This window comes from Microcoleus sp. K1-B1 (assembly GCF_036704705.1).
In the GTDB taxonomy this organism is placed as follows: domain Bacteria; phylum Cyanobacteriota; class Cyanobacteriia; order Cyanobacteriales; family Microcoleaceae; genus Microcoleus.
The window spans coordinates 40,080-63,393 of the sequence record NZ_JAUBSH010000039.1 but is presented as its reverse complement, the minus strand read 5'-3'; the positions used below and the strand labels follow the sequence as shown (position 1 = coordinate 63,393).

The 23,314-nt window shown below is 46.0% G+C and carries 18 protein-coding genes; 11 read left to right on the top strand and 7 right to left on the bottom strand.

Features of this window, described 5'->3' with window-relative positions:
• The first annotated feature begins 304 nt into the window (after positions 1–304).
• Both QUA83_RS16205 and QUA83_RS16200 read left to right on the top strand, forming a co-directional pair.
• Complete coding sequence (locus tag QUA83_RS16205) at positions 305–502, top strand: hypothetical protein (protein ID WP_333294252.1); 198 nt, start codon at positions 305–307, stop codon at positions 500–502.
• A gap of 344 nt (positions 503–846) precedes the next feature.
• Positions 847–1,692, top strand: a complete 846-nt coding sequence (locus QUA83_RS16200) for a cyanophycinase (protein WP_333294251.1) — start codon at positions 847–849, stop codon at positions 1,690–1,692.
• Positions 1,693–1,852: 160 nt separating this feature from the next.
• On the opposite strand, the gene QUA83_RS16195 is transcribed toward QUA83_RS16200, so the two are convergent.
• A complete protein-coding gene (locus tag QUA83_RS16195; protein ID WP_333294250.1) occupies positions 1,853–2,101 on the bottom strand; it encodes a hypothetical protein in 249 nt (82 codons plus the stop codon).
• A gap of 982 nt (positions 2,102–3,083) precedes the next feature.
• Here QUA83_RS16195 and QUA83_RS16190 point away from each other — a divergent pair.
• From QUA83_RS16190 to QUA83_RS16180, 3 genes are all read left to right on the top strand, one after another.
• Entirely contained in the window at positions 3,084–4,736 is a 1,653-nt protein-coding gene (locus QUA83_RS16190; RefSeq protein ID WP_333294248.1) for an alpha-amylase family glycosyl hydrolase, read from the top strand.
• A 290-nt stretch (positions 4,737–5,026) separates the two neighbouring features.
• On the top strand, positions 5,027–5,404 hold the full coding sequence (locus QUA83_RS16185) for a BON domain-containing protein (RefSeq protein WP_333294246.1): 378 nt from the start codon (positions 5,027–5,029) through the stop codon (positions 5,402–5,404).
• 101 nt (positions 5,405–5,505) lie between these two features.
• Positions 5,506–5,922 carry a DUF2294 domain-containing protein gene (locus tag QUA83_RS16180; protein WP_333294245.1) on the top strand — a complete coding sequence of 139 codons (417 nt, stop codon included), beginning with the start codon at positions 5,506–5,508 and terminating at the stop codon, positions 5,920–5,922.
• On the opposite strand, the gene QUA83_RS16175 is transcribed toward QUA83_RS16180, so the two are convergent.
• Positions 5,891–6,349: a response regulator gene (locus QUA83_RS16175; RefSeq protein ID WP_333294243.1), complete on the bottom strand. Its 459-nt coding sequence runs from the start codon at positions 6,347–6,349 to the stop codon at positions 5,891–5,893. The two genes, QUA83_RS16180 and QUA83_RS16175, sit on opposite strands and share 32 nt — an antisense overlap.
• Positions 6,350–6,890: 541 nt before the next feature.
• On the opposite strand from QUA83_RS16175, the gene QUA83_RS16170 reads away from it, so the two are divergent.
• Both QUA83_RS16170 and QUA83_RS16165 read left to right on the top strand, forming a co-directional pair.
• Positions 6,891–7,694: a DUF2267 domain-containing protein gene (locus QUA83_RS16170; protein WP_333294241.1), complete on the top strand. Its 804-nt coding sequence runs from the start codon at positions 6,891–6,893 to the stop codon at positions 7,692–7,694.
• A 403-nt stretch (positions 7,695–8,097) separates the two neighbouring features.
• Positions 8,098–10,749 (top strand): EAL domain-containing protein, encoded by a 2,652-nt coding sequence (locus QUA83_RS16165; protein ID WP_333294239.1) that lies wholly within the window; start codon positions 8,098–8,100, stop codon positions 10,747–10,749.
• 616 nt (positions 10,750–11,365) lie between these two features.
• Here the strand turns inward: QUA83_RS16165 and QUA83_RS16160 are convergent.
• A complete protein-coding gene (locus QUA83_RS16160) occupies positions 11,366–13,018 on the bottom strand; it encodes an alpha-amylase family glycosyl hydrolase (RefSeq protein WP_333294236.1) in 1,653 nt (550 codons plus the stop codon).
• A gap of 485 nt (positions 13,019–13,503) precedes the next feature.
• Positions 13,504–14,223, bottom strand: coding sequence for a response regulator transcription factor (locus QUA83_RS16155; RefSeq protein ID WP_333294235.1), 720 nt, complete (start codon positions 14,221–14,223; stop codon positions 13,504–13,506).
• Positions 14,224–14,621: 398 nt separating this feature from the next.
• Between QUA83_RS16155 and QUA83_RS16150 the strand changes: the two genes are divergently transcribed.
• Positions 14,622–16,490, top strand: coding sequence for a PAS domain-containing sensor histidine kinase (locus QUA83_RS16150; RefSeq protein ID WP_333294233.1), 1,869 nt, complete (start codon positions 14,622–14,624; stop codon positions 16,488–16,490).
• Between the two features lie 374 nt (positions 16,491–16,864).
• Here the strand turns inward: QUA83_RS16150 and QUA83_RS16145 are convergent, their stop codons facing one another.
• Entirely contained in the window at positions 16,865–17,392 is a 528-nt protein-coding gene (locus tag QUA83_RS16145) for an orange carotenoid protein N-terminal domain-containing protein (RefSeq protein ID WP_333294231.1), read from the bottom strand.
• Positions 17,393–17,719: 327 nt separating this feature from the next.
• On the opposite strand from QUA83_RS16145, the gene QUA83_RS16140 reads away from it, so the two are divergent.
• Positions 17,720–18,085 carry a hypothetical protein gene (locus tag QUA83_RS16140; RefSeq protein WP_333294229.1) on the top strand — a complete coding sequence of 122 codons (366 nt, stop codon included), beginning with the start codon at positions 17,720–17,722 and terminating at the stop codon, positions 18,083–18,085.
• Between the two features lie 187 nt (positions 18,086–18,272).
• Here the strand turns inward: QUA83_RS16140 and QUA83_RS16135 are convergent, their stop codons facing one another.
• Both QUA83_RS16135 and QUA83_RS16130 read right to left on the bottom strand, forming a co-directional pair.
• Entirely contained in the window at positions 18,273–19,436 is a 1,164-nt protein-coding gene (locus tag QUA83_RS16135) for a glycerate kinase (protein WP_333294227.1), read from the bottom strand.
• Positions 19,437–19,532: 96 nt separating this feature from the next.
• Complete coding sequence (locus tag QUA83_RS16130; RefSeq protein WP_333294226.1) at positions 19,533–19,865, bottom strand: DUF565 domain-containing protein; 333 nt, start codon at positions 19,863–19,865, stop codon at positions 19,533–19,535.
• Positions 19,866–20,226: 361 nt separating this feature from the next.
• Here QUA83_RS16130 and QUA83_RS16125 point away from each other — a divergent pair, with 361 nt between their 5' ends.
• Both QUA83_RS16125 and QUA83_RS16120 read left to right on the top strand, forming a co-directional pair.
• The gene (locus tag QUA83_RS16125; RefSeq protein WP_333294223.1) at positions 20,227–20,805 is read left to right on the top strand and encodes a hypothetical protein; all 579 of its coding nucleotides are present in this window, start codon (positions 20,227–20,229) and stop codon (positions 20,803–20,805) included.
• A gap of 488 nt (positions 20,806–21,293) precedes the next feature.
• Positions 21,294–23,300: a glycosyltransferase family 39 protein gene (locus QUA83_RS16120; RefSeq protein ID WP_333294220.1), complete on the top strand. Its 2,007-nt coding sequence runs from the start codon at positions 21,294–21,296 to the stop codon at positions 23,298–23,300.
• Positions 23,301–23,314 lie beyond the last annotated feature (14 nt).

The window sequence follows — 23,314 nt, the reverse complement described above, 5'->3', positions numbered from 1 at the left end:
TTCGTTTCAACACCCTCATTTTCGCCTGGTTTAATTGACTTTATACTACCCCGTCGTAAAAAACCTACACCTGTCAGGATGGGGAGAGGGGGAGAGGGGGAGAGTGGGAAAATATTCCTTCTTCCTTCAACATCTGACTAAGCATAGATGACTAAGCATAGATAACTAAGCATAGATAACTAAGCACTTATGACTAATGACTACTTCTTTCCTCCCTCCCAAAAAAAGCTATAACTTTTGAGAGGTACACTCTGTACTTATAATTGTTTATGACAGTGAAAGAAAATTTAAGAGGCAGCAAATTATGAAAATCGCACAAACTGCTCTCAGGGAAAAAGTTCACAACTTAGCTGAGGAAGCCTTTCACCGGAAGCTAATTTCTGGCTACGGCGATGGTCAAAACAGCAACGAATATCAGATTGTCTGGAACGGCAAACCCAGACACCTCCCTTTAGAACGGGCGAGTACCATATTGAGCAATTTGATCGAGCGATCGCACTAAGGGGCGATCGCACTAATTGAGGACTTACGCTCATCAACCCGATTTCTACGAGCAATCTGAGGAGGATTAGCGAAGAATCGGAGCAGAAACCGGATTGATCACCGCGCGCGCGTGGGCCCTGTAATTTAAGCTCATTTCTTGACCCCTCCTATCTCCTGTTAGGGGGGGTAAGTTTGTTTTGTCGATTATCGAGGATGAGTAAACTCCCATATCACCCTTGCTGTGTGTGTCCTGAAGGGGTAGAAGTCTGAGCTTTTTTTGTATCTATATATACCTTTCGGCAGTTTTCGGAAAAAGGAATTTTGTGTTTTAGTGAAAATTAATAAATTAAAAGTAGAGATAATATGGCGAGCAACGAAAACCAGGGGAAGTTGCTAATTATTGGTGGCGCGGAAGACAAAGAGGGGGACTGCAAAATTCTGCGGGAATTCTTGCGCTGCGCCGGAGGCACTAAAGCCCACATTGTGATCATGACGGCTGCGACTAGCCTGCCGGGAGAAGTAGGAGATAATTACATCCGAGTGTTTGAGCGACTTGGCGCTGAAGATGTGCGAGTTGTTGACACCCAGAAACCGGAAGATGCCAGCAATCGAGATTATTTAGAAGCGATCGAACAAGCGACCGGCATATTCTTTACCGGCGGAGAGCAAGCGCGGATTATTAGCTGCTTGAAAGACACCATACTCGACGCAGCTATGCACAAACGCTTCTCTGAAGGGATAATCATTGGCGGCACCAGTGCCGGCGCGGCAATGATGCCAGACATGATGATTATTGAAGGAGACTCGGAGACAAATCCCCGCGTTGATGTCGTAGCAATGGGCCCGGGAATGGGTTTCCTTCCAGGAGTTGTCATCGACCAGCATTTCGCCCAGCGAGGTCGTCTGGGACGCTTAGTTTCGGCACTGTTGCTGCAACCTGCCGTGTTGGGATTTGGTATTGACGAAAATACAGCTATTTTAGTTCACGGTGACGAGTTAGAAGTCATTGGCGAAAACGCTGTAACTGTCATCGACGAGTCGGAAAAACTCCACGACAATCTAGATGGACTGTTGAAGGATGAACCTTTGGCGATTTGCGGCGCCAAGTTGCACATCCTCCCCCACGGATACCGGTTTAACTTGAAAACTCGCCAGCCGGTGCTCCATAACGTAGCAAATACAGCAGAGAAAGAAAGGGCGATCGCCTAATTTACTTGCAACTGGCAAACATCTTAAAATTATGTAAGGTGAGCACTGCACACCTTATCTATTCTACCAAGTAGGATGGTTAAAAACCCAGTTTCTGTCTCCCAAAGTAATAAAAGAAGAGGATTTTACCTCTTCTTTTATTGCTGCGGTTTCGGGTTTTTTAAGCACTTTTCTGTTCGCCAAAAACCGACTGCTGCCCTTCTTCAGTCGATATTAAATTCCACCCTTGAGTTCTCAGCTTCTGAAATGTTGCCCATCCATTAGAACCGCCCGGTTCCCGGTAGTCGGCTACAGCGAACTGCGGAAAAGCTGTATAAGGCCGCCACGCCTGACGGGTATCGGTACGCAAGTGCAATATCTTTTCTCCATTGCCTCCGAGTCTGGGCAACCAACACATTTGTTTTAGCATTTTTAACACTCCAGAGTTTTACAGTAACGGTAATTCGCCAACATCCCACATTAAACTTTTAGAGCCTTAGAGCCACTGCTCGGAATATCTAACGGGTAATAGGGACGAATGAGATTTTCACCAATTACCAATTACTGAGGTAGCAGCAGTCATTAAAGCTAATTTTGGTTCTACAAAGTTTGCAGATCAACAACTATAAAACAAGTGATGCCAAGACATAAGCAAAAATAATCATTGCTATTCTCGGCTCAAACTTGGCTTAAAGTCGCAGGAAAACCCAGTTGAATAAAGGATTCATGGTTCTGGTTTCCCTTGCCTTATAATTACACGCTCATCCTCGCTGTTTCCGCATAAAATGACATCTTTCTACGGTATTATTCCTGTATGGTAAAAAATGTTTCTTTAGTTACAAATGTTAAATGTTCACCACGATTTATCTAGTTATCAAAAGTTAAATTACTTTTCATACAATACTTCGGACCGTGTTTGATAGCCAACCGTAGAATAAGGGTTCAAGGCTCCAAGGCAAGTTTGCTACCAACGGAAAATCTAGGGTTTCAGACTACGAATTCAAAACAGCCCGGACTATTGTTCATAAATAGCACTTAATAATTTTTAGTTACTTTAACTACATTTTTGATTAAAATCAGGTTTCCGGGTGCCTAGGGCGCACCTTACTCAATCGCTAGGGTTGGCACTACTAAATCCTCCGGCTGCGCCGCCAAGCAGGTTACAACATAAGGGAGCATCTCATATTTGTAAAAATACTTCTTCTGGCTCCTTCCTTCTTCCTCTTTCCTTCTGCCTCCTGCCTCAAAACTCCTGCCTCAAAACTCCAATTTCTAGCGGAGGGCTGCTTTCATTGAGATGCTCCCACAACATAAGAGTAAGAGGTTTAACTCTTAAGAACGATGGCGACAGATTTACCAAATTGTAAAAATCAATACTAATCACACTTATAAGTTCTGCAAACAAGGTATTCATGGCCGCTGCAATTGAATTCAAACTCTTCGCTCCGAATAACAAAGCAGCTACACTGCTCGGCTCCTTTTCCCAAGGGGCAGAAATTCCCTTAGAAAAAGATGACAAAGGTTATTTCCGCACTAACATTAAGTTAGAAGACGGTATTTATCAATATAAATTCCGAGTTCAGTCGCAAAGTCCATGTTTTGAACCGGACGAATGGGTAGAAGTCAATGACCCCTACGCGACGGAAATTGACCGCACTACTGATACAAGTACACTTCGGATCAAAGCAGGTGCGCGAATTATTGATACCTATGTTTGGCAGCACGATGACAAAGAACTCCCCAATAATGAAGAATTAGTTGTTTACGAAATGCACGTTGCTGATTTTTCCGGGGCGGATGGTTGCGACAGTCGCTGTAAATTCCAGCAGGTGAGGGAGAAATTAGATTATCTGTGTGATTTGGGGATAAATGCGATCGAACTCATGCCAGTTAATGAATATCCGGGCGATTATAGCTGGGGCTACAAAGTCCGCGATTTCTTTGCCGTAGAGTCCAGTTACGGTGCAACCGCAGATTTGAAGCAATTGATTGACGAGTGCCACGGACGAGGCATTCGGGTGATTCTGGACGGGATTTACAACCACTGCGATGAAGATTGTCCCTTATTGCTAATTGATCGCAATTATTGGTACTACCGCGACAAACACTATCCCGAAGATCCCGCTAACTACTGGGGCCCGGAGTTTAACTACGAAAACTTCGACCCCAAACTCGGCATTCGTCCTGCTTGGAAATTTATCGGCGATGTCGTTAATTTTTGGATTCAAGAATATCATATCGACGGGATTCGCTACGATGCTGTGCGGCAGTTGGACAATCGAGATTTCCTACATTGGATAACTTGTGAAGCGAAAAAAACCGCCGGTAACAAGCCATTTTACAACATAGCAGAACACATTCCCGAACTTCCCGAACTCGTGGCTGCGGACGGGCCGATGGACGGGTGCTGGCACGAAAGTTTTCGGATTTTTGCCATAGAAAATCTAGGGGCGAATACTTTCGATATCGAAAAGCTCAAGCAAGTTCTCGAACCCAAACAACAAGGCTATCAAAACACAACTAATGTGATCAATTATTTAGCAAGTCACGACCGCGATCACTTGCTAGCCGAAGCCAGCTTTCGGGATATCGATCGAGAATCGGCTTTTAAACGCGCTAAATTGGGAGCGGTTTTGTTAGTCACAGCAGTAGGAATACCGATGCTGTGGATGGGCGAAGAGTTTGGACAATCTACTCGGCAAACTCCCAACAAGCCGAATAAACTGCAATGGTCTTTGTTGAAAAATCAGCCAAATCATGAGTTGTTGGAATACTACAAACACGTGATTCGGCTGCGGCAACATTTGCCTGCACTTTATACCGAAAATATTGAATTCATCCACGAAAATACCGAAGCCAAAGTGCTGGCTTACTACCGCTGGAGCGATGAGGGAACGCGAGCAGTAGTTGTCGCTAATTTTTCGGATACTTATCTATCTGGTAACAGCATTCCTAAGTTTCCGGCGGGAACTTGGCACGAGTGGATGTCTAACAAAATAGTAGAAGTTGGGGAACAAGGGTTTAAGTTTGATTTGCCGGAATGGTCAGCGCAAGTATTTGTTTGAGAGCGGAAGAATTATGTCTCCAGGCAGATGATCGACGTAGTTGTACGACAGTAAATTGTATTTAGGATGGGCGCACCAAACTCAACAAACTGGGTTTTTTTACCTAGGTGGATGGCTGTAACGATACTTTTTTGTAAAAAAAACTCGGTTTCTGCATCCAAGAGTGCGATCGTAATTCCTGGTATTGAGAGTAACAATTACAGGGCGACTTGCCAACCGTGAATTAACACGTCAATTAACACGTCAATTAACACGTCAATTAACACAAACTTTGTCGGAGGACAAACTCTATGGGCTGGCTAAAAAGATTGTTTGGTTTAGAAAAACTTGAAAATCAAGAAACTGTTGACGCTCCTGCTTACCAAGCACCTGTAGCTCAATCTCCAGCTCAAGCTCAACCTGCTGCGAGCGCTCAGACAATCCCGCCGGAACGCATGGGCTTGAATGGAGAATACGATCAAAGCGGTTTAGCTAAACGGGTGGCTCAGGCTTTCGATGCAAATCCCGATGTGGCGGATATTGACACTGTTTATGTGGCTCAACTTGGCACTACGGTGGTTCTCAAAGGTACAGTTCCCAGTCAGGAAATTGTCAACAAGTTGGTGACAATTGCTAAAGGTGTTAAGGGTGCAACTGGGGTGGAAACTAATGAAGTTACTGTCGGCTAAGGCGACGGTTATTTCTAATAGTTAGCTGTTAGCAGTTAACAGTTAACTTAACTGCTAACTGTTAACTGTCTTTTTTATCTATCATGGTTTCAATAAAAAATATGACAGGGGAAACCTTAGAACCTACTCGGGGTAAATTAGAACGGACTCTTTCGCAGGGAATTCAAGCTTTGTACCGCTCTCAACTCGGACACCCAACGAGTCAGGCGCTGTGCAATCTTTTGGATAACAAATTGATAATTGTCGTCGAAAATGGGCTTACTCAACCAGAAAAACTTCTAGCTCAGAACGGTCAGCAAGATTTGGCGTTACAGGTGCGAACACAATTAGAATCGCTTCTGGAATTGCAACTGAAAGAATTAATCCAAAAGGTTTTGGGCGTGGGAGTCACTGATTTGCTCCGCGATGCGACCTTGGAGACAGGCCGCACTGGAACGATCGCAATTTTGGACTCTGCACCTCAATTTCGTGATTCTAACTATAAATCTAAAACTCAACCAAAAGCATTGGAGAGTTAATGTGCTGGCGAATAACTCTTTCTAAATCTTTGATGTTAAAAGGTTTGGAAAGGTATTCCACGCAGCCTGCTTGGAGAATTCGAGCGCGGTCTTCTGGTTTGGCTAGTGCTGTGACAGCAACAATCGGAATATGTCTGATAGCGGGGTTTTGTTGCACGCGCTTTACTACTTCCATACCGTCTATATCCGGCAGGCAAATGTCGAGTACGATTAGGTCGGGTTGTCGATCTAATGCTGCTGAAAGAGCTGCGTACCCGTCAACTGCTCCCACGCACTCGCAGCCGATTAAATCGAGTATTTGTGTCAGCAGCTCTAAGTTGTCCTGATTGTCGTCTACAGCCAACACTAAAGGACGCTTTTCAACCGGGGGTTGACCGCTAATGCAAGACGAGGATTCCAATTTATTGTTCCAATGAGGGTAATTCATAAATGCCGATCGCAACGATCAAAAAAGTTGTTACCGAGGCATTCTTCAAGTGGCGATGCGGCACTTGAAACAGATTGGCTCGATTTGTAGCTCTCCGATGACCAGTTTTTGGTCTAACCCGATACAATATCGCTACACGCTGCGGGCAAAACAACCGCAGTTGATTAACCATTGTATCTGCTTCATTCTACCTCTCCCAGCGGCCATTACCCACTTAGGCGCTCTTTGTGCGTCAGCCTTGGTAAAAATACGCAAAAAATACGGAAAATATTACCAATAAAGCATCCTCGCTTAATAGCATTGAAGAGTGGCGACAGCTTTTTAGGATATTAACCACATTAGACATGGGTTCTCATACAGGGATCTACCTAAAGTAAGATTCTAACCGATACTTAATTTTAATAACTTCCACCTGCTGAGAGATACTTGATTACTCTACTTTATACTTCAATATTTTTAAGTAGTAATCATCACAATTTAAGCCAGTAAAAAATTTCAGTTTTTACATGAGCTTTACCGGATATTAACCTAGGAGGTTTCGATGACAATTGCAATCAGAGACGACCTGACTTACATTTTGCTCAAAAAGATTGGCAGCGGCAACGGCAGGGGAGAGTCAGAAATTAGGAATGCAGCGGAAGAATATGTGGGTCACACGGTGGCGGAAGCGGAATTGCTCGGTCATTTGGACTACCTCAACCAAAGGGAATTTATCAAAGCTCAGTTTAGTGGCGAGCCTTATGGAGGAGCTGAGTTATTGCCGCCTTTAGTGGCATTCCAAGAAGCTGACTTAACAGAAAAAGGCCGCAAACTGTTACACAAAATGGAGACGAATCCTCCGACCTCCCTCCACCAGGAAGGATCGGCAGTTCCTATCGCTTCAAAGGATATGCCGTTTTTGGAAAAAGTGATGGTAAAAGGTCACTTGGAGGATATTTTTGATGCCCGCGACATTACCGAAGTAGTGTACCGGATCATGCGCGATGTGATGACAAAAGAAGCCATCGAGCACGTGGAATCTGAATTGCACAAAGAAGTTTTGCCTACGGATGACAAAACCCTGCAACAAGAAATAGCAGACCTCTGGAAAGATACCAATCCGCTGGTGGGATTGCTCAGCCGGGTGCGTCAACCTTTGACCGGCGCGCCTGCACCTTTGGGGATTGATGGCAATTTGTTTGCACGGAGGGTGGAACTAGAAGGCGCACTTCCTTCGGGAGTAAAACCGGAAACTGCGATCGCGGCTGTATTTTCGGCAACGAAGGATGAGCTGTCCGAGGATCGAATTCAGGAAATAGCTGGCTTTTTGCCGGACAGAATTCGGGGAATTTGGGAGTCGGCTTAATAAGACCTTTTAAGGTATAAATACTTACTAGCCGATTTGAGCAACCAGTATTCTCCCTCCAGAGGGCAGAATACTGGTTGCTCAAATCGGTTTTTCTATACCTTTTGTGTTCTAGCTCTGCAATTGCTTTGTAGTGAGGACTTGAGTCGCGATCGAACTCGATCGGGACTCAAGTCCTCACTAATTGTCAGATCCCTCTTGCCTTGCCTTGTAAGTGCTGTGAAAAACCCGGTTTATCACCCGAATTTGTCTAAAAAGCGGAAATATCCCCAGAAACCGAGTTTCGCGCTCTTGGGTTGGGTCAAGCCCCTAGACGGAGCCAAAGTATTGTAATGTATAATACAGGGCAAGTTAAGACTGTGGCTCGCAAAAATGCTGTCAACAGCCCGGGAGATCAAAAGGCATGACCCGCACCAAAGTTACACAAATGTCACGATCGACTTTAGAACAAGAGATTTTACTCAATCGAATTACCAATCGCATCCGCAACTCTTTAGAACTCCAAGAGATTTTGACGACCACAGCGCGAGAAATCCGCAGCTTTTTAGAGAGCGATCGAGTAAAAGTTTATCGCTTTGAGACCGACGGTAGCGGCGAGGTCATTGCTGAGTCCATCAACGGTGACAATTTGCCATCTATGCTGGGTTTGCGCTTTCCACCAGGCGACATTCCCCATAGTGCTCGGGAAATGTTTCTCAAAGCGCGGCAGCGAGTGATTGTAGATGTGGAATTGAAGCATCAAACAATTAATCGGTTAGATTGTCCCGAAACCGGCAAAACTTTAGCAGTTGAAGATATTAGCTATCGTCCTGTAGACCCCTGTCACGCTGAATATCTGAAGGCTATGGGGGCACGTTCTTCTCTGACGGTGCCGATTTTGCATCAAAATCACCTTTGGGGGCTGTTGGTGTCTCACCATAGCCAACCAAAACGGTTTAGCGATCGAGAATTGAAAATGGTGCAGTTGCTTGTCGATCAACTTTCAATTGCGATCGCCCAATCTTTTCTGCTGAGTCAAGCTAGACAGCAAGCGCGCGACGAAGCCGTTATCAACCAAATTACCAGTTTGCTGCATTCTCCTCTGGAACTAAACGAAATTCGGAAAGCAGTTCTCGAACAAACTGTCAAGCATTTGCGTGGTTCAGGAGGGCGACTCTACATTGCAGCCGAGTTTGGCGATCGGCCCGCTTTGCTTTATACCTGTGGCCAGCAGCCTGCGGACATCGACCTTGAACTTAGCCCGTTTTGGCAGCAGATTATGGGGAGGGCAAACCAAGACGATCGAGCACAAACTGCTAATCATACAAGCCAATTAGGTATTTTTGAAAATCTCTATTCCCAGCATTACAGCTCAATTGACAGCAATGTTTCCAGTTTGATCGTACCGCACTTGTACGCAATTTCTGATATTTCTAAAGAACCTCAACTTAAATCTGTATCTGCCAATTTAGTCGCAGCTTCCATTCGATCATTTTTGGCAGTACCGCTGCAATACCGCCAACAGTGCATCGGGTGTCTCACCGTTTTTCGCAGCCCTATACAAACCGAAATTTTGTGGGCGGGCCGTTGCAGTTCGGACGCGCGGCACGATCGTCCCCGACAGTCATTTGCAGCTTGGAAAGAAATCAAAACCGGCGAAGCTCAAAAGTGGACTAGCGAGGAACAGAAGCTAGCACAATCTTTAGGAACTCACCTGTACATGGCTGCCATGCAGAGGCGTGTCGAGGCGATGATCCGACATCAAGCTTCTCACGACCAATTAACGGGTTTACCTAATAGATTACTGTTTAATGAAAGGCTGTCTTTAGCTTTAGCTAGCGCTCACCAAAATGGAGAAATGCTGGCGGTAATCTTTCTAGATTTGGACAGATTTAAAAATGTTAACGATACTCTCGGTCATCCAGTGGGCGATTTGTTGCTGCAAAGTGTATCTCGGCGTTTGACTAACTGTTTGCGCGTCGGGGATTCGATGGCTCGTTGGGGCGGAGATGAATTTACTGTGCTGCTTTACAATATCAACACCCCGGAGGAAGCAACTAAAATTTGCAAGCTAATTATCCAGAGTTTAAGCAGTCCTTTTAATTTTGAGGGTTTGGAACTTTATATTAAGGCTAGCTTGGGAATTGCTTTGGCTCCTTATGACGGAGAAGATGCAGAAACTTTGCTGAAAAATGCTGATGCTGCGATGTACAAAGCTAAACAGAAAGGTCGCAATAATTATCAGTTTTACACGCAGGCGATCGGCAGTAAAGTCTCAGAAGATCTTAACTTAGAAAATCATCTGTACAAAGCTCTAAATAAATCTGAGTTTGTCCTGCACTATCAACCGCAAATAAATTTAAATACTGGCAAAATAGTGGGGATGGAAGCTCTGATTCGCTGGGAGCATCCCGAACGGGGTTTGATTCCTCCCGATCGATTTATTCCCTTAGCTGAGGAAACAGGATTAATCTGCCAAATTGACGAATGGGTGATGCGGACTGCTTGTTTGCAAAATCGAGCGTGGCAGTTACTGGGATTGCCGCCGATGCGGATAGCAGTGAATTTATCAGCCCGCCAGTTTCTGCAATCTCACACGGTACAAACCATCGCTGAAATTTTATCAGAAACCAAGTTAAATCCCGAATATTTAGAAATAGAAATTACCGAAAGCATTGCCATGACAGATGTGAGCTTTACGGTGTCGGTATTGCAGCAGTTGCAGGACATGGGAATTCACATTTCTCTGGACGATTTTGGCACGGGTTATTCTTCGCTGTGGTCTCTGAAAAACTTTCCCCTCAATAATTTAAAAATAGACAAATCTTTCGTGGCTGATTTGGTGACGGGCAGCAGCGGTGCTACTATTGTGAAACTGGCGATCGCCTTGGGACAGGGCCTGAATTTACAGGTGATTGCTGAGGGAGTGGAAACAGCAGAACAGTTGGCGTTTTTGCGATCGCATCAGTGCGATATGGGCCAGGGTTACTTCTTTAGCAAACCAATACCGGCGGCGGCTATAACCCAATTGTGCTTAGAAAATCAATCTGGGAACAAAAAAGAGCTTCTCTTTTGAGCCATATCTGTAGGGAAACGGCAATGCCGTCTCCGGCGTCCGGATTCGGGACACCGCACCGTGCCTTTCGTCGTGTCAACTTAGCGTTAAACCCGCACTCCGGCAACCCGCCAGGGGTTGAAACCCCTGCCTCAAAGCTGAAGTCCTCTGAAGAGGACTGAAAAACTCATTAGTCTGGACTTCCCCCGTACAAATGTAATAAAATGTCTAAAACATTTACCAATTATAGGTTTCAATTGTTGAGTGAAAAAACTGTACCCAAGTTAAAGCAATAGCCGTTTTGGCGATCGCGCAGAACGCAATAGATTCAATATAATTGGCGTAAGCTTGCAGGCGTGAATAACCTACATGGCTACAGACATTTTACTCAACAATTGAAACTTTTGCAATGATAGGCTTTTGAGCCTATGTAAGTATATTTGCAGGGGGAAGTCCAGATTAGTCCTCTTCAGAGGACTTCAGCTATTAGACAGGGACTTCAGTCCCTGGCGGACTGCCGGGTGGGAGGACTGACGGACTGATAGCTTAAGTTGACACGACGAAAGGCAGTGCCGTTTCCCTACATAATGATTATTTTGGGGTAGGGAAACGGCGAAAGCCTTTGTCCTCGGTTGCCTTACTGCCAAACAAACACTTTCGCTTCGTATTCCGGCAAGTCAATCATAATATTGTCATCGCCCGATTCAATGTCATAATTCCCCGTCCATTCGTGCCAAGTTCCGTTGGCAGGGAAGTGGGGAACGCTGTAACCTGCCAGATAATTTTCCGACATATTCGCCACTACTACAACTCTCGAACCTTCATCGTTCCAGCGAGTGTAAGCAAAAACTTTCGAGTCGGGGTCTTCGTGGAAAAACTCGATGTTTTCTGTGTAAAGTGCTTGGTTATTTTTACGCAGGTGAATCAAGCCTTTGTAGTATTCCCACAAACCTTTATTCAGGTCATTTCCTAGCAGCGTCCAGTCAATTTTAGATTGCTCAATAGTTTTGCCTTTGTATTCGCCAAATTCTTCGCCCATCCAAATCAGCGGCACGCCAACTGCTGTCATTAACAGCACGGTTCCCAACTTCGCCCGCTTGAAGGCGGCTTCATCCAAAATTCCGCGATCGCCCAATTCGGCAAAAACGCGATCATGGTCGTGATTACTCAAATAATTGACTACATTCGTAGCACCCAAGTAACCTTGCCGCTTGCAGTCGATTACCTCTTTGAGCCGTTCTAAATCAAAATTGTCCCCGCACAGTTGTGGAATTATCGAGTGATAGAAACTGTCGTGCCAGCAGCCGTCCATCGGCCCGTCTAGATTAGTGATGCTGGGATCGTCGGGAATGTATTCGGCAACGGTATAAAACGGTTTGGGGCCGGCGACATTTTTGGCTTCTTGAACTACCCAGTGCATGAAATCGTAGTTAGCAATTTGTCGCGCCGCGTCGAAACGAATGCCGTCGAGATGATATTCTTGAATCCAGAAGCGGACTGTATCGCCAGCAAATTGGCGCGCCGGGAAAGTTCCTAAGTTTTCGTCGTAGAATTCGTAGTTAAATTCCGGGCCCCAATTGTTGTCTGGATCGCGGGGTTCGTGGTGATACCAATAATCGTGATCGATTTGAGTGAGGGGGCTCGATGCTTCCGAGTGGTTGTAAATCCCGTCCATGATGACGCGAATCCCGCGCCCGTGACACTCGTCTATCAGGTTTTTGAGTTCTTCTGTGGTTCCGTAGCTGGACTCGGTAGCGAAGAAGTAGCGGGGGTTGTAGCCCCAACTGTAGTCGCCTGGGTATTCTTTGAGGGGCATGAGTTCGATCGCGTTGACGCCGAGTTCGACTAGGTAATCGAGTTTTTCGACGACGTGTTTGTACTGGCCGCGGGCCAGGGGATCGGCTTCACCACCGGAAAAGTCGGCAATGTGCATTTCGTAAATCACTAATTCCCGATCGGCGGGTAGCGGTTTGTCGTCGTGTTTCCAGACGTAGGTATCGACAATGCGATCGCCGTCTTTGATCCGAACAATGCCGTTTTGAGTGGGATTGTCGATGTCAGTCGCGTAGGGATCGACCACATCTACCCACTGATCTGCTTCCAGAAACCAGCTTTTCGACTGAACGCGAAATTTGTATTGATAAACGCCATCCTCCAACTCAACTCGCGTGCGAAAATAACCCTCTTCGTCCTTTTCCATCGGAATCTCTTCCCAATTAGAAAAAGAGCCAATCAAGGCAGCTCCTTTGTTGTAGGGAGCAAATAACTTGAATTCAATTGGGGCGGCCATAATACCTCTTTCTAAAATATTTCAGTAGCAGTTGATACTTTTAATTTCGCAAAACTAAGCGAACTCAGCATCACTCTGCGGATATAATTTATTTAAGGCTTAACTATTCCTAAAAGTATCGTAATCTTGCCGCTGCCTGCGCTTTTTATGAAGTGAAATCGCGCAATATTGGCAGTGCGAGTGAAATTTATCTAACTGGGGATCGCTCAACAATAAGTATTAGTAATAAGATATTTTTTTGGCATCTATCTTAAGGTAGATTGACTGGTTAAAAGATTAAAAAAAATATCTGTACAGGGATAGATGCGGGTTTAAATCTTAGCACTTTTTTAACAATAAACAATTCCTGGGCTGGTGCACACTGCCTACCCTAATTTTTTGGTAACAATTAGTTAGTCGGTGTACACTGCACACCCTTAATCAGTGACCGTAAGGTGCGCTCAGCGCACCCTACTTTTAACTTGATTTTGCCTGATGATAAAGCTTCATCCAACCAAGCCAGAACGCAGGGCGAGAACGGCTGCCTGAGTGCGGTCATCAGCGCACAACTTGTTCAAAATATTTCGGACGTGAGTCTTGACCGTACCGACAGTAATGTAAAGCTTTTCGGCGATTGCAGCATTGCTGTAACCCTGTACGATCAGTTCCAAAACCTCTAATTCCCGCTCGGTTAAAGGATAAGTCTCAATGATGTGACTAAACTCAGGTTCGGCAGCCTTAATTGTGACTCTTTTACCCTCAGCCTTCGGTTCTTCCGGCGCGGGTTCCTGAGTACGAGCTTGTTTCAGGACGATACGGGCGATCGCCGGATCGATCCAAGAGTTACCTTCGTGAGTTACTTTTACTACATCTAATAACTGATCGAAGCTAATATCTTTCATGCAGTAAGAATCAGCTCCGGCGGCAAAAGCTGCCAGAACTTCTTCTTCATTGTCCTGAAAAGTCAGAATCAAAATTTTTGTATCGGGATCGGACTCCGCTACGGATTTTTTGAACTTTTGTGTAAGTTCAATGCCATCAAAATCCGGCAAGCCAATATCTACAATTGCCACGTCAGGTTTTGAAGACTGAAGCAGTTTCAATCCGTCAGTAGCGTTAGCTGCATCGCCGACAACTTCTATGGTGTCACGCTGTTGTAAAGCTGTGCGGATGCCGACTCTTGTCAGGTCATGGTCTTCTACCAAAGCAACGCGAATTTTACTCATCTTTCTTCCAATAGTCCGCTAAACTTTTAAAATATCGTCAACTGACTCAGCTAAACTGAGTAAATTTGAGAATGTGTCCTGATTTAGGGTTTTACAGGCTGCACATCATTTTTAAGCATACTCATGCAGCCGCCAAGAATGCAAGTTAATTTTTAAGTTATTTTGCGGCGATGCCTGCACGAGCCTTCCTCGGGACAGGTAAGCTCTCAATGTTTCAACAGTTTAACTAAATTATCTCATTGTCCGCCCGTTGATAGAGGTAAAGATACCACTACCCCGATAGATTTAAAGTATAAAAAATTTTGATGCACTTGGGCCCTCAAAATCAATAAAGCTAGCAGCACGAGTCTTTAATCGGTGTTAGGGCTCTAGTCCAACGCTTATTTATATAACCTGTTATGACTCAGTATCACGGCAATAAGTCTTTTCCCTCGGAGTTTTCCGACTCGGAAATCTTACACAAAGTATCTGAAATAACATCGCCCCAACCGCAAGTTGGCGAGTGCGAAACTCAGGACGATCGCCTGTGGTCGGCAATTCCTCAGATAGTTTGGAAAACAAATGCCGACGGTTCGGCGACTTATTTCTGTCCGCGCTGGGAGGAGTACACGGGCTTACCAGCAGCAGCAGCTTTGGGTTTCGGCTATCTCGCGCGCGTCCACCCAGAAGACCGCCCTCGTCTATTGGCGAGATCGCACACTTCTAAGTTCCCGCCGCAAAGCTACGAAATTATATTTCGTCTGCAGACGCGAGAGGGCACTTACCGCTGGAACGTGGCCAAAGGAGGGCCCGCTAACCCCGACAGTCAGGAAGTTTTGGAGTGGGTGGGAACCTACACAGATATGGAGCCGATCAAACAAACTCAAGCCGAGGCCCAAGCAGAACAAGAGTTTTGGCGCCATCAAGCGCGATCGGAAGCTAACTTCAAAGATGAAAAATGGTGCGAAGCCCGGACGGTAATAGAGGCTGGGCAGGAGTTACAGGTGATAGAGCAGTTTACAAATATATTGAGCCAGCGGGCGGGTAGCTTGTGCCAGTTGTTGCAAGGCATTGCGGATGCGACTGTACAGGCGATCGCAGGAGCGGAATTTTGCTTAGTTGCTCTCCTGGAGTACGATTGCAGCGGCCTCAAACTCAGCGCTGTCGGGGGCACGGAAAACTTTGGTGAGGGCAAAACCCCGTATGTGCAAAACAAGATGCTGTGGAAAGCATTTGCGACGGGAGAGTCTGTACTGTGGCGGTCAGAGTGCCACCAAGGCTGGCTGCCGGCGGCGGCTTGTGCAGCGGCGATCGACTCCGGGTCAAGCGGGCGTTTGGGTGTGTTGGCCATCGGCAACGGGAAAGACAGCATGGCGATGGACAGGCATACTCAGCAACTGCTGGCGGTGATGGGAAAACAAGCGGCGATCGCAATTAACAACGCGCTGGCGATCGAAAAATTAAAAAAGCAGGAACAGCTTTTAGACTTGCAAAACGAGCTGCTAATTCGCCAGCAGGAAGAACTGGAAAATCAGGCGCGACGCATTCAACAGCAAAAATTGCAACTGCTAGAAGCAGCCAAATTAAAATCGCAATTTTTGGGCATCATGTCCCACGAATTGCGAACTCCCATGAATTCGATTATCGGCTTTTCCCAATTGCTGCTGCGCCAGCACAAACAAATGCTGACCGCCCAGCAAACAGAAATGGTGGGGCGCATTTTAAATAACGGCAAAAATCTGCTACTGCTGATTAACGATATCCTCGACCTCTCCAAAATCGAGAGTGGCCGCACAGAATTAAAAATTGAAAAATTTGATTTAGCGCATTTAGTAATGGATGTCGCCTTGGAATTCGGAAATCAAGCCACCGATAAGAATGTGGCAATGTCCGTCAGCGTGTGCTTGCAGCATCAGTTTATAGTTAATGACAAGTTGCGCCTGCGGCAAATTTTGGTCAATCTCGTTTCCAACGCGGTTAAATTCACACATGAGGGCAGCATCTACATTGAGGTGCGGGAATTAAATTGCGATCGGCTAATTATCACCGTTCGGGATACAGGAATCGGCATCTGTGAAAAGAATCTTCCCTACATTTTTGACAAGTTCCACCAAGGCGACCAAACCACAACTCGCCAATATCCAGGCACCGGTTTAGGACTAGCTATTTGTGCTTCTTTAGTCAAGATGATCGACGGTACAATTACTGCCGAAAGTCAACCCAAAAAAGGTTCGACATTTCGCATGGAATTCCCGCGAAAAGTTTACCCGAAAAAACTCACTTGCTGACTGAAAACCTTTTTGTATTTATCAGAATTGCCGATGTTAAAGGAGCCTCTCATATGTGTAAAAACCCTTCTTCTGGCTCCTTCCTTCTTCCTCTTTCCTCCTGCCTCCTGCTTCAAAACTCCAATTTCTAGCTGGGCTGCAAAAATGAGATGATCCCGGTTTTCACGGCTCCTAGAAAAACTTTCGTCCCTCTTTAAGACACGAAAGAATAAATAGGACTAAGAGCAAAAAAAGGTTTTACCTACTAATTATAGCGGTAGGGTGCGCCGAGACGCACCCTACATATAGAGGTTTTGGGTAATTCCTTTATTCTTGACTCCCTCTCTGCTAGGAGGAGAGTTTGTGTCGGATAGGTTGCAACAGCCGACTCTTATCTAAAGACTAGAAGTTTTCCCTACTTGGGCCTGAGTAGCAATTGGTTTAACATCGGTGTAGCCCATATTATTAGCTACGTCGCGCAGCACCGAAATTTGCTGTTCAAAATCAAGACCTTCAATTTGACCCAACACGCCATTGACAGCCTCAGTTGCCTCATATCCTTCGGGGATATCGACAATTGTTTCTCCCATACCAATAGCCCAAGCATACCAAACCACCAACTGATTGTTAGCAGTTAAAGCTCCATAAGCGTGAGAATACGGCGTGTCGTCGCGGTTGACAATTCCTCGCATTATATTCAGTTGTTCGTCATGGGAAAGCTTGTAAAAATCATCCAGCAACATGGGAGCTAATTCTGGTTCGGCAGCGGCGGGAGCTGCTGGTGTAATTGAATCTCCCATTTTTTCATAAACAAAGTAGAGCAGCGCCAGCTTTTCATCTGTACCCAACCCGTTGATTGTCTGAACGATGTTTTGAGTGTCGTTGGAGAGAGAGTGAGGATTGGTCGCGGCTGGTGAGTTCATAAACAAAGTTCCTTAAAAATGCTTTCAGAATATATAAATATCAAGATTTGTAAGTGCCCGTCACCATCCCCAAGAGGTAATACGATTTTAGATTTTAAATTTGAGATTTTAGATGAAACAATCTGGAATGACAGATGATGTATGGGTTTGAAGCTTGCATATAGTTGGATTAGTTTAGGAAACTCGTGTAATGTTGACCAGCCACATTAGAATAAATCAGCCTTGAGATAGAAGCCCGCGATACATCTACGGGTAGATGAAAAAGCAACGAAATAGAATCACAATAAATACAGTAAATTGTTAAATAAAACTAGAAAGGAGTCGGCTATGTCTCAAATCAATACAGAACCAAATAACACTGAAAGCTTTGACGCTCAGCAGATCACTGAAAGCGCGGAAGCTGGAGAACAAAAGTTGCCGACAGTTGATGTATCAGCAGACTACGAAGCTTCAAAAGAATTCAGCGTTAGTGACATCGATCGCACGGGTGCCGGCGCTCAAGCTGCCGCCGCTGCAACTGCACCTAAGTTTCCTATTCCCGCTGCTAAAGATATCGCAACGCCGGCAGATAAAAGCGGCACTCCCGCTGATTTTCGTTCGATGGCTAAGGAAATTAAGCCCACAGGTACACCGGGCGAAGTTACCGACGATGTGATGCAGAAAGCGATCGATCTTGGTACTCCCGGCAGTTAATTTAGAAATTCTCTATCCTCGACGGAGAACCTCTGTATTCTAGAGTGCTTATGGCGCGCCTTACCCCTCTAATTCGCGCGTCAAACCACTTTTTTTTGCATAAGTCCTGCAAGTGAGTGCACGATAAGCTGCAATACAGTAGGGACACAACCTTGTTGTGTCCTTAAAGCGTTAATTTTAAGTCTCCCTAATCGCTTAATTTTAAGTCGATCGCCCGACAGATTTTGCCGACAGTGCGATCGCCCAAAACTTCAATTACCAAATCCACGCGATCGCCCTCCTCAACCATCGACTTAATAAATAACTCGGGATGCAGCGCTTTCCAGAAATATTCGACAAACCGATTAATTTCGGCCTCTGACATTCCCGACTTCCCCGTCGCCATCATTTCCCGTTCCGCCTGATTGCGCCACACTTGAGAAATGCGATAATCTTGGGGATACAAAACCATCAACCGATCTAATCGGTTCCACAGCGGCAGATAGTCGTGCAGCTTCGCATTCATATCGCGCGCAAACTGACAGTCGCCCTCTGTGGAAATTGGAAACGGTGCACCCGCCAAAAACTCGTTTAATTTGGCATCAACCACCGGATTCACACCGACAAACCAACCTTCAAAAAGTACAATATCCGCACCGGAAATAATTTCGGGTTGACTTCTATCTCCTGCACCTCCATAGGCAGATTTGTCAAACCTAGGAATTTCTATATTTTGATTAATTATATTCGGTTTGAGGGCATCAGATTTGGGATTGTCAACTGCTGCTAATTCGCGAGTTTGAGAACCGCGCAACTTGTCTAAAACTGCTATTCCCAAGTCAATATCGTGAGTGCCGGGGGGGCCGCGCCAAATTAAACGCGGGTCTGCTTTTTGGAGTTGTTGGCGATCGGCATAAGTCTTATAAAGATCGTCTAAAGAAAGGCTGACAGTAGAATATCCCAATTTTCCCAGAATCAGCCTCAAAACTTGGCATAAAGTAGTTTTTCCCGTTCCTTGCCCTCCTAAAATTCCTTGAATTAAAGGACGGTTTAAACTTTGTTTGGCAGTCGATAATTGCATTGCCAGCGGCAGCCAAAGATTCCACAAAGTTTCGAGGAAAACAGTTGACTTTATCGGGAAAGTATGCAGTTCGTCAAGAAGAGAAAAGAATAAATCGGTTTTGCAGCGGACAACATCGGCTACATTGTCGGGAGTAATCCCAAAAGCGCGCGTTAGCGAAGCCCTCGAAGAGGAGCGCACATCATCCGCAAGTTCCCAAAAAGCCAGGTGATGGAAGTCGGGAGCGATCGGGCGATCGCCGGCTTGCCATCGACGTAAAATTTCAACAGGGGTTACAGTCGATCGATCCATATCCTAAAAACTCTCTATACGGGGGCGGGTTTTGTACAAATATTATCCGCAACTGACAAATATTTCATCCTAAGCCCGCGCCGATTCAAAAAGTTTTTAAGAGCCTAGTTTGAAAGCCTCCACAAATAAATTGTAAGTCACGCCAATTTTCAGAGCATTGAGCATATCCACCCAAAAAGAACGGGCTACAGGCCGCGGGCCACCGTAAACCAGCCAGCTAACGAACTCCGTCAACAACACCAACAGCCCGGCGGCGATAATATCCCAATCCGCAGATTGTCCTGCGATCGTCGAAATAGCTGTTCCCAAAAAAGTGCCGAATAGCAGACTAATTAGCAGGAGCGAAATCCGCCGCCAAGGATTGCTCAGCCACCCTCGGAAGCGATCGCCCAGAACATCAATCAATCTGTTAATTCGGGTATTCTGCATAAAAGTTATACCATTTGAGATTTGAGATTTGAGATTTGAGATGCGGAATTACTGATGAATATTGGGGTTGGGAGTACGGGCATAGAGTGGCACTCTTTTTTTCAACTGCTATTAAAAGCTATACCGATAAGTCAACAAATGCCCCTCCCGACCAACTCCAAATCCTTACCGGAGTCAGTATGTCGCCCTCTAAAATCTCAAATTTAACATCTAAGATGGTATTGAGCGATCGGCGACTTATAGCCGAGAACGCTCAAGTAATTAAGTGTAACTGTATCTTGTGGCACAGCAGACCCTGGTTTTACATTAAAAATAGTTAAGACTCATTCCGGGTGCAGTCTATCCTTTAAGCCTAAAATCTATGAATCTTAAAATTTACCAGATCGTAATTGGAGTGTCGATCGTCCTAATTACAGGAATGTTTCTAGGACGTTTTGAAATCACTATCTCCAACGGTTCCCATCAGTCCAGCGATTGGCCCTCACAAGCCACCGCACTCCCCCCAATACCCCCCGTTTCCCCAGTCGCGACAGCTTCTGCAGACACCGCCAGCGAGCCCAAACCCGACTCAACACCAACTCCCCCAGAGTCAGAGGAGGAATTGCTTTCCTCAATCCCTGTAGATGCTAAAGCCTCCGGCCGTTTGCGCGTCAGCAACCGCAGCGAACACCCAGTGCGAGTGGCCCTGCTGTCTAAACGGCAAGCCAAGGAATCCTACGGCAAACCCGCGCACTGGGATTTTGCGCCGGGGGAAGGCGGCGGCAAGGGACTGATGCTATCGCTGCCGGAGGGCAAGTTACAAGTCAAACGGGGAGACATTCTGGTGGTTTTTGCTCAGGATGGTTCTCGCCGCTACTGGGGGCCTTTCGTCGCCGGGGAGACACCCTCGCCGGCTTGGAACAGCACAGCCGGAGAATGGCAATTAATTTTGCAGCCGTGAACGCTTAGCTGCAGGTGCGGAGATTTTGGTCGAGAAAGCCGATTGATCCGGTCTTGTTGAGAAGGGTTCCGCTATGGGAGTTAACCTCAGATAGCAGCATCCTTCTCAAGAACAGGCAAGATGCCTGTTCCACAAAGAGTGAATTTTCTTGTGGGGAGTAGGGGTTGGGCAGGAGAGCCCGAACAGGCAAGATGCCTGTTCCACAGAGAGTGAGTTTTCTTGTGGGGAGTAGGGTTGGGCCGGAGATCCCGCCCATGAAATGCTTGTTGAGAATGGTGCAACATCTGAGTTTAACTGATATCTTGCACCATTGTCAGCAACAGGCTTTCCGGCCTGTTCCACAAAGAGTGAATTTTCTTGTGGGGAGTAGGGGTTGGGCAGGAGAGCCCGCCCATCAAAGCCTTGTTGAGAATGGTGTAACATCTGAGTTTAACCGGATGCGATCGACTGCCTAGTTTCGAGAATGCGAATCTTTCGGTAGACTCTCTATGCGAGTTACAATTTTAAATCTAAAATCGCAGGAAGTTTGGGTGAAGGAAGTTATTAAAAGTTTGTCAAAGTTTAGGAATCGCCCGATCGCACCTTTGCTGCTATCGATTTTATGGCTGTTCGCGATCGCTTGGGTAGGTTTCTTGTGGAATCTCGGTAACATTGGTTTAGTTGACGAAACGGAACCGTTATTTGCCGAAGCTGCACGTCAAATGACGCTGACAGGGGATTGGATCACTCCTTATTTCAACGGCGAAACCAGGTTTGACAAGCCGCCGTTGATTTACTGGCTGATGGCGGTGGCTTACCGCACGCTGGGCGTTAACGAATGGGCCGTGCGTCTTCCGTCGGCTTTGTGTGCGATCGGTCTGACTTGCCTCGGATTTTATACCTTATGGAAGGAAGAAGGAAGAAGGAAGAAGGAAGAAGGAAGAAGGAAGGAGGAAGAAGGAAGAAGAAAGGAGGAAGAAGGGCACGACACGGATTCGGACACGGATACACGGATGAATGTAACTGTCTTTCCTCCCTCACTCCCTCACTCTCCCACTCCCCCACTCTCCCCCTCTCCTAGTATTCCTATTTTTCTTTCTACTCCTTGGATTGGTGCTGCCCTAATAGCTTTAAATCCCCAAACTATTGCCTGGGGACGGACTGGCGTTTCCGATATGCTATTAGTTAGTTGTATGTGTTCGGCACTACTCGCATTTTTTCTCGGTTACACTCTAGAAGAACAGAGAGAAAAAGCAGAATTTTCCCCGGTTTCCGCTTCCCGATTTCCCAATAAGTGGTATCTGACTTTTTACGTACTAATTGCCTTAGCAATTCTGGCTAAAGGGCCTGTGGGAATTGTAGTGCCAGCGCTGATTGTTGGCAGCTTCGGGCTTTATTTGGGAAATTTTCGGCAACTTTGGCGCGAAATGCGTCCGGTATCGGGAATCTTGATTATTCTGGCGATCGCCCTGCCTTGGTACATTTTGGTTATTTTAGACAACGGTCAAACTTATATTGACAGCTTTTTCGGCTATCACAATTTCCAGCGTTTTACTGGAGTAGTCAACAAGCACTCGGCGCCTTGGTATTTTTACTTTTTTGTAGTGCTAGTGGGTTTTGCACCTTGGTCGATTTATTTGCCGGTGGCGATCGCCCGCACCCGTTTTTGGCAGCGCAGTTACTGGCGTCGTCAACCGCGATCGGCTCAGTTGAGTTTATTTGCCCTATTTTGGTTCGGCTGCATCTTTGGCTTTTTTACGATCGCCGTGACCAAATTGCCGAGTTATGTATTGCCTTTAATCCCCGCCGCTGCGATTTTAGTAACGCTGCTGTGGAGCGATATTATTGCAGGCAATGAACCCGAAAACAGGCGGATAAAGTTAGAAAAAAAACCGAATTCTTTACCGCGAGGGCTGTTAGTTACATACATTTTCAATGTCGTATTTTTATTAATTATAGCGGGAGCAACTTTCTACTGCTACAACTGGCTCGGAGACGACCCGGCTATGCCCAATTTTCCCCAAGCAATTCAGCAGTCGGGATTGCTGATTGTCGGCGGTGCGATTTGGATAACTACAGCGCTGGCGATCGCACTTTTACTTTGGCAGCGGCAACAGCGCTGGATTTTGGTTGCTAACCTCATCGGCTTAGTAGCATTTATCATCTTTGGTCTTACTCCCGCCTACAAAGTGGTCGATATCAACCGCCAGTTACCTCTGAGACAGTTAGCGCAGGTTGCCGTTCAACAAAAACTGCCGGGGGAAGAGTTTATTATGGTTGGTTTCTGGAAACCAAGTCTGGTTTTTTATACCCAAGGGCCGGTGACTTACTACCGAGCTGTCACAAAGGCGATCGACTACATTAAGGAATCTAAAAACCCAACTTCTCCCTCTATTTTGTTGCTGGGATATCCAGAGAAATTTGTGCAATTAGGATTGCAGCCAAATCAATATCAATTGTTGGACAGTCGGGGGGCTTACCAACTCGCCAGGGTTCCGAGAACAGCATTTCGATAGTGCCTACAGTGCGA

Coding starts and splice junctions, on each gene's coding strand:
- QUA83_RS16205 (WP_333294252.1), top strand. CDS start 305: ATGAAAATCGCACAAACTGCTCTCAGGGAAAAAGTTCACAACTTAGCT.
- QUA83_RS16200 (WP_333294251.1), top strand. CDS start 847: ATGGCGAGCAACGAAAACCAGGGGAAGTTGCTAATTATTGGTGGCGCG.
- QUA83_RS16195 (WP_333294250.1), bottom strand. CDS start 2,101: ATGCTAAAACAAATGTGTTGGTTGCCCAGACTCGGAGGCAATGGAGAA.
- QUA83_RS16190 (WP_333294248.1), top strand. CDS start 3,084: ATGGCCGCTGCAATTGAATTCAAACTCTTCGCTCCGAATAACAAAGCA.
- QUA83_RS16185 (WP_333294246.1), top strand. CDS start 5,027: ATGGGCTGGCTAAAAAGATTGTTTGGTTTAGAAAAACTTGAAAATCAA.
- QUA83_RS16180 (WP_333294245.1), top strand. CDS start 5,506: ATGACAGGGGAAACCTTAGAACCTACTCGGGGTAAATTAGAACGGACT.
- QUA83_RS16175 (WP_333294243.1), bottom strand. CDS start 6,349: ATGAATTACCCTCATTGGAACAATAAATTGGAATCCTCGTCTTGCATT.
- QUA83_RS16170 (WP_333294241.1), top strand. CDS start 6,891: ATGACAATTGCAATCAGAGACGACCTGACTTACATTTTGCTCAAAAAG.
- QUA83_RS16165 (WP_333294239.1), top strand. CDS start 8,098: ATGACCCGCACCAAAGTTACACAAATGTCACGATCGACTTTAGAACAA.
- QUA83_RS16160 (WP_333294236.1), bottom strand. CDS start 13,018: ATGGCCGCCCCAATTGAATTCAAGTTATTTGCTCCCTACAACAAAGGA.
- QUA83_RS16155 (WP_333294235.1), bottom strand. CDS start 14,223: ATGAGTAAAATTCGCGTTGCTTTGGTAGAAGACCATGACCTGACAAGA.
- QUA83_RS16150 (WP_333294233.1), top strand. CDS start 14,622: ATGACTCAGTATCACGGCAATAAGTCTTTTCCCTCGGAGTTTTCCGAC.
- QUA83_RS16145 (WP_333294231.1), bottom strand. CDS start 17,392: ATGAACTCACCAGCCGCGACCAATCCTCACTCTCTCTCCAACGACACT.
- QUA83_RS16140 (WP_333294229.1), top strand. CDS start 17,720: ATGTCTCAAATCAATACAGAACCAAATAACACTGAAAGCTTTGACGCT.
- QUA83_RS16135 (WP_333294227.1), bottom strand. CDS start 19,436: ATGGATCGATCGACTGTAACCCCTGTTGAAATTTTACGTCGATGGCAA.
- QUA83_RS16130 (WP_333294226.1), bottom strand. CDS start 19,865: ATGCAGAATACCCGAATTAACAGATTGATTGATGTTCTGGGCGATCGC.
- QUA83_RS16125 (WP_333294223.1), top strand. CDS start 20,227: ATGAATCTTAAAATTTACCAGATCGTAATTGGAGTGTCGATCGTCCTA.
- QUA83_RS16120 (WP_333294220.1), top strand. CDS start 21,294: ATGCGAGTTACAATTTTAAATCTAAAATCGCAGGAAGTTTGGGTGAAG.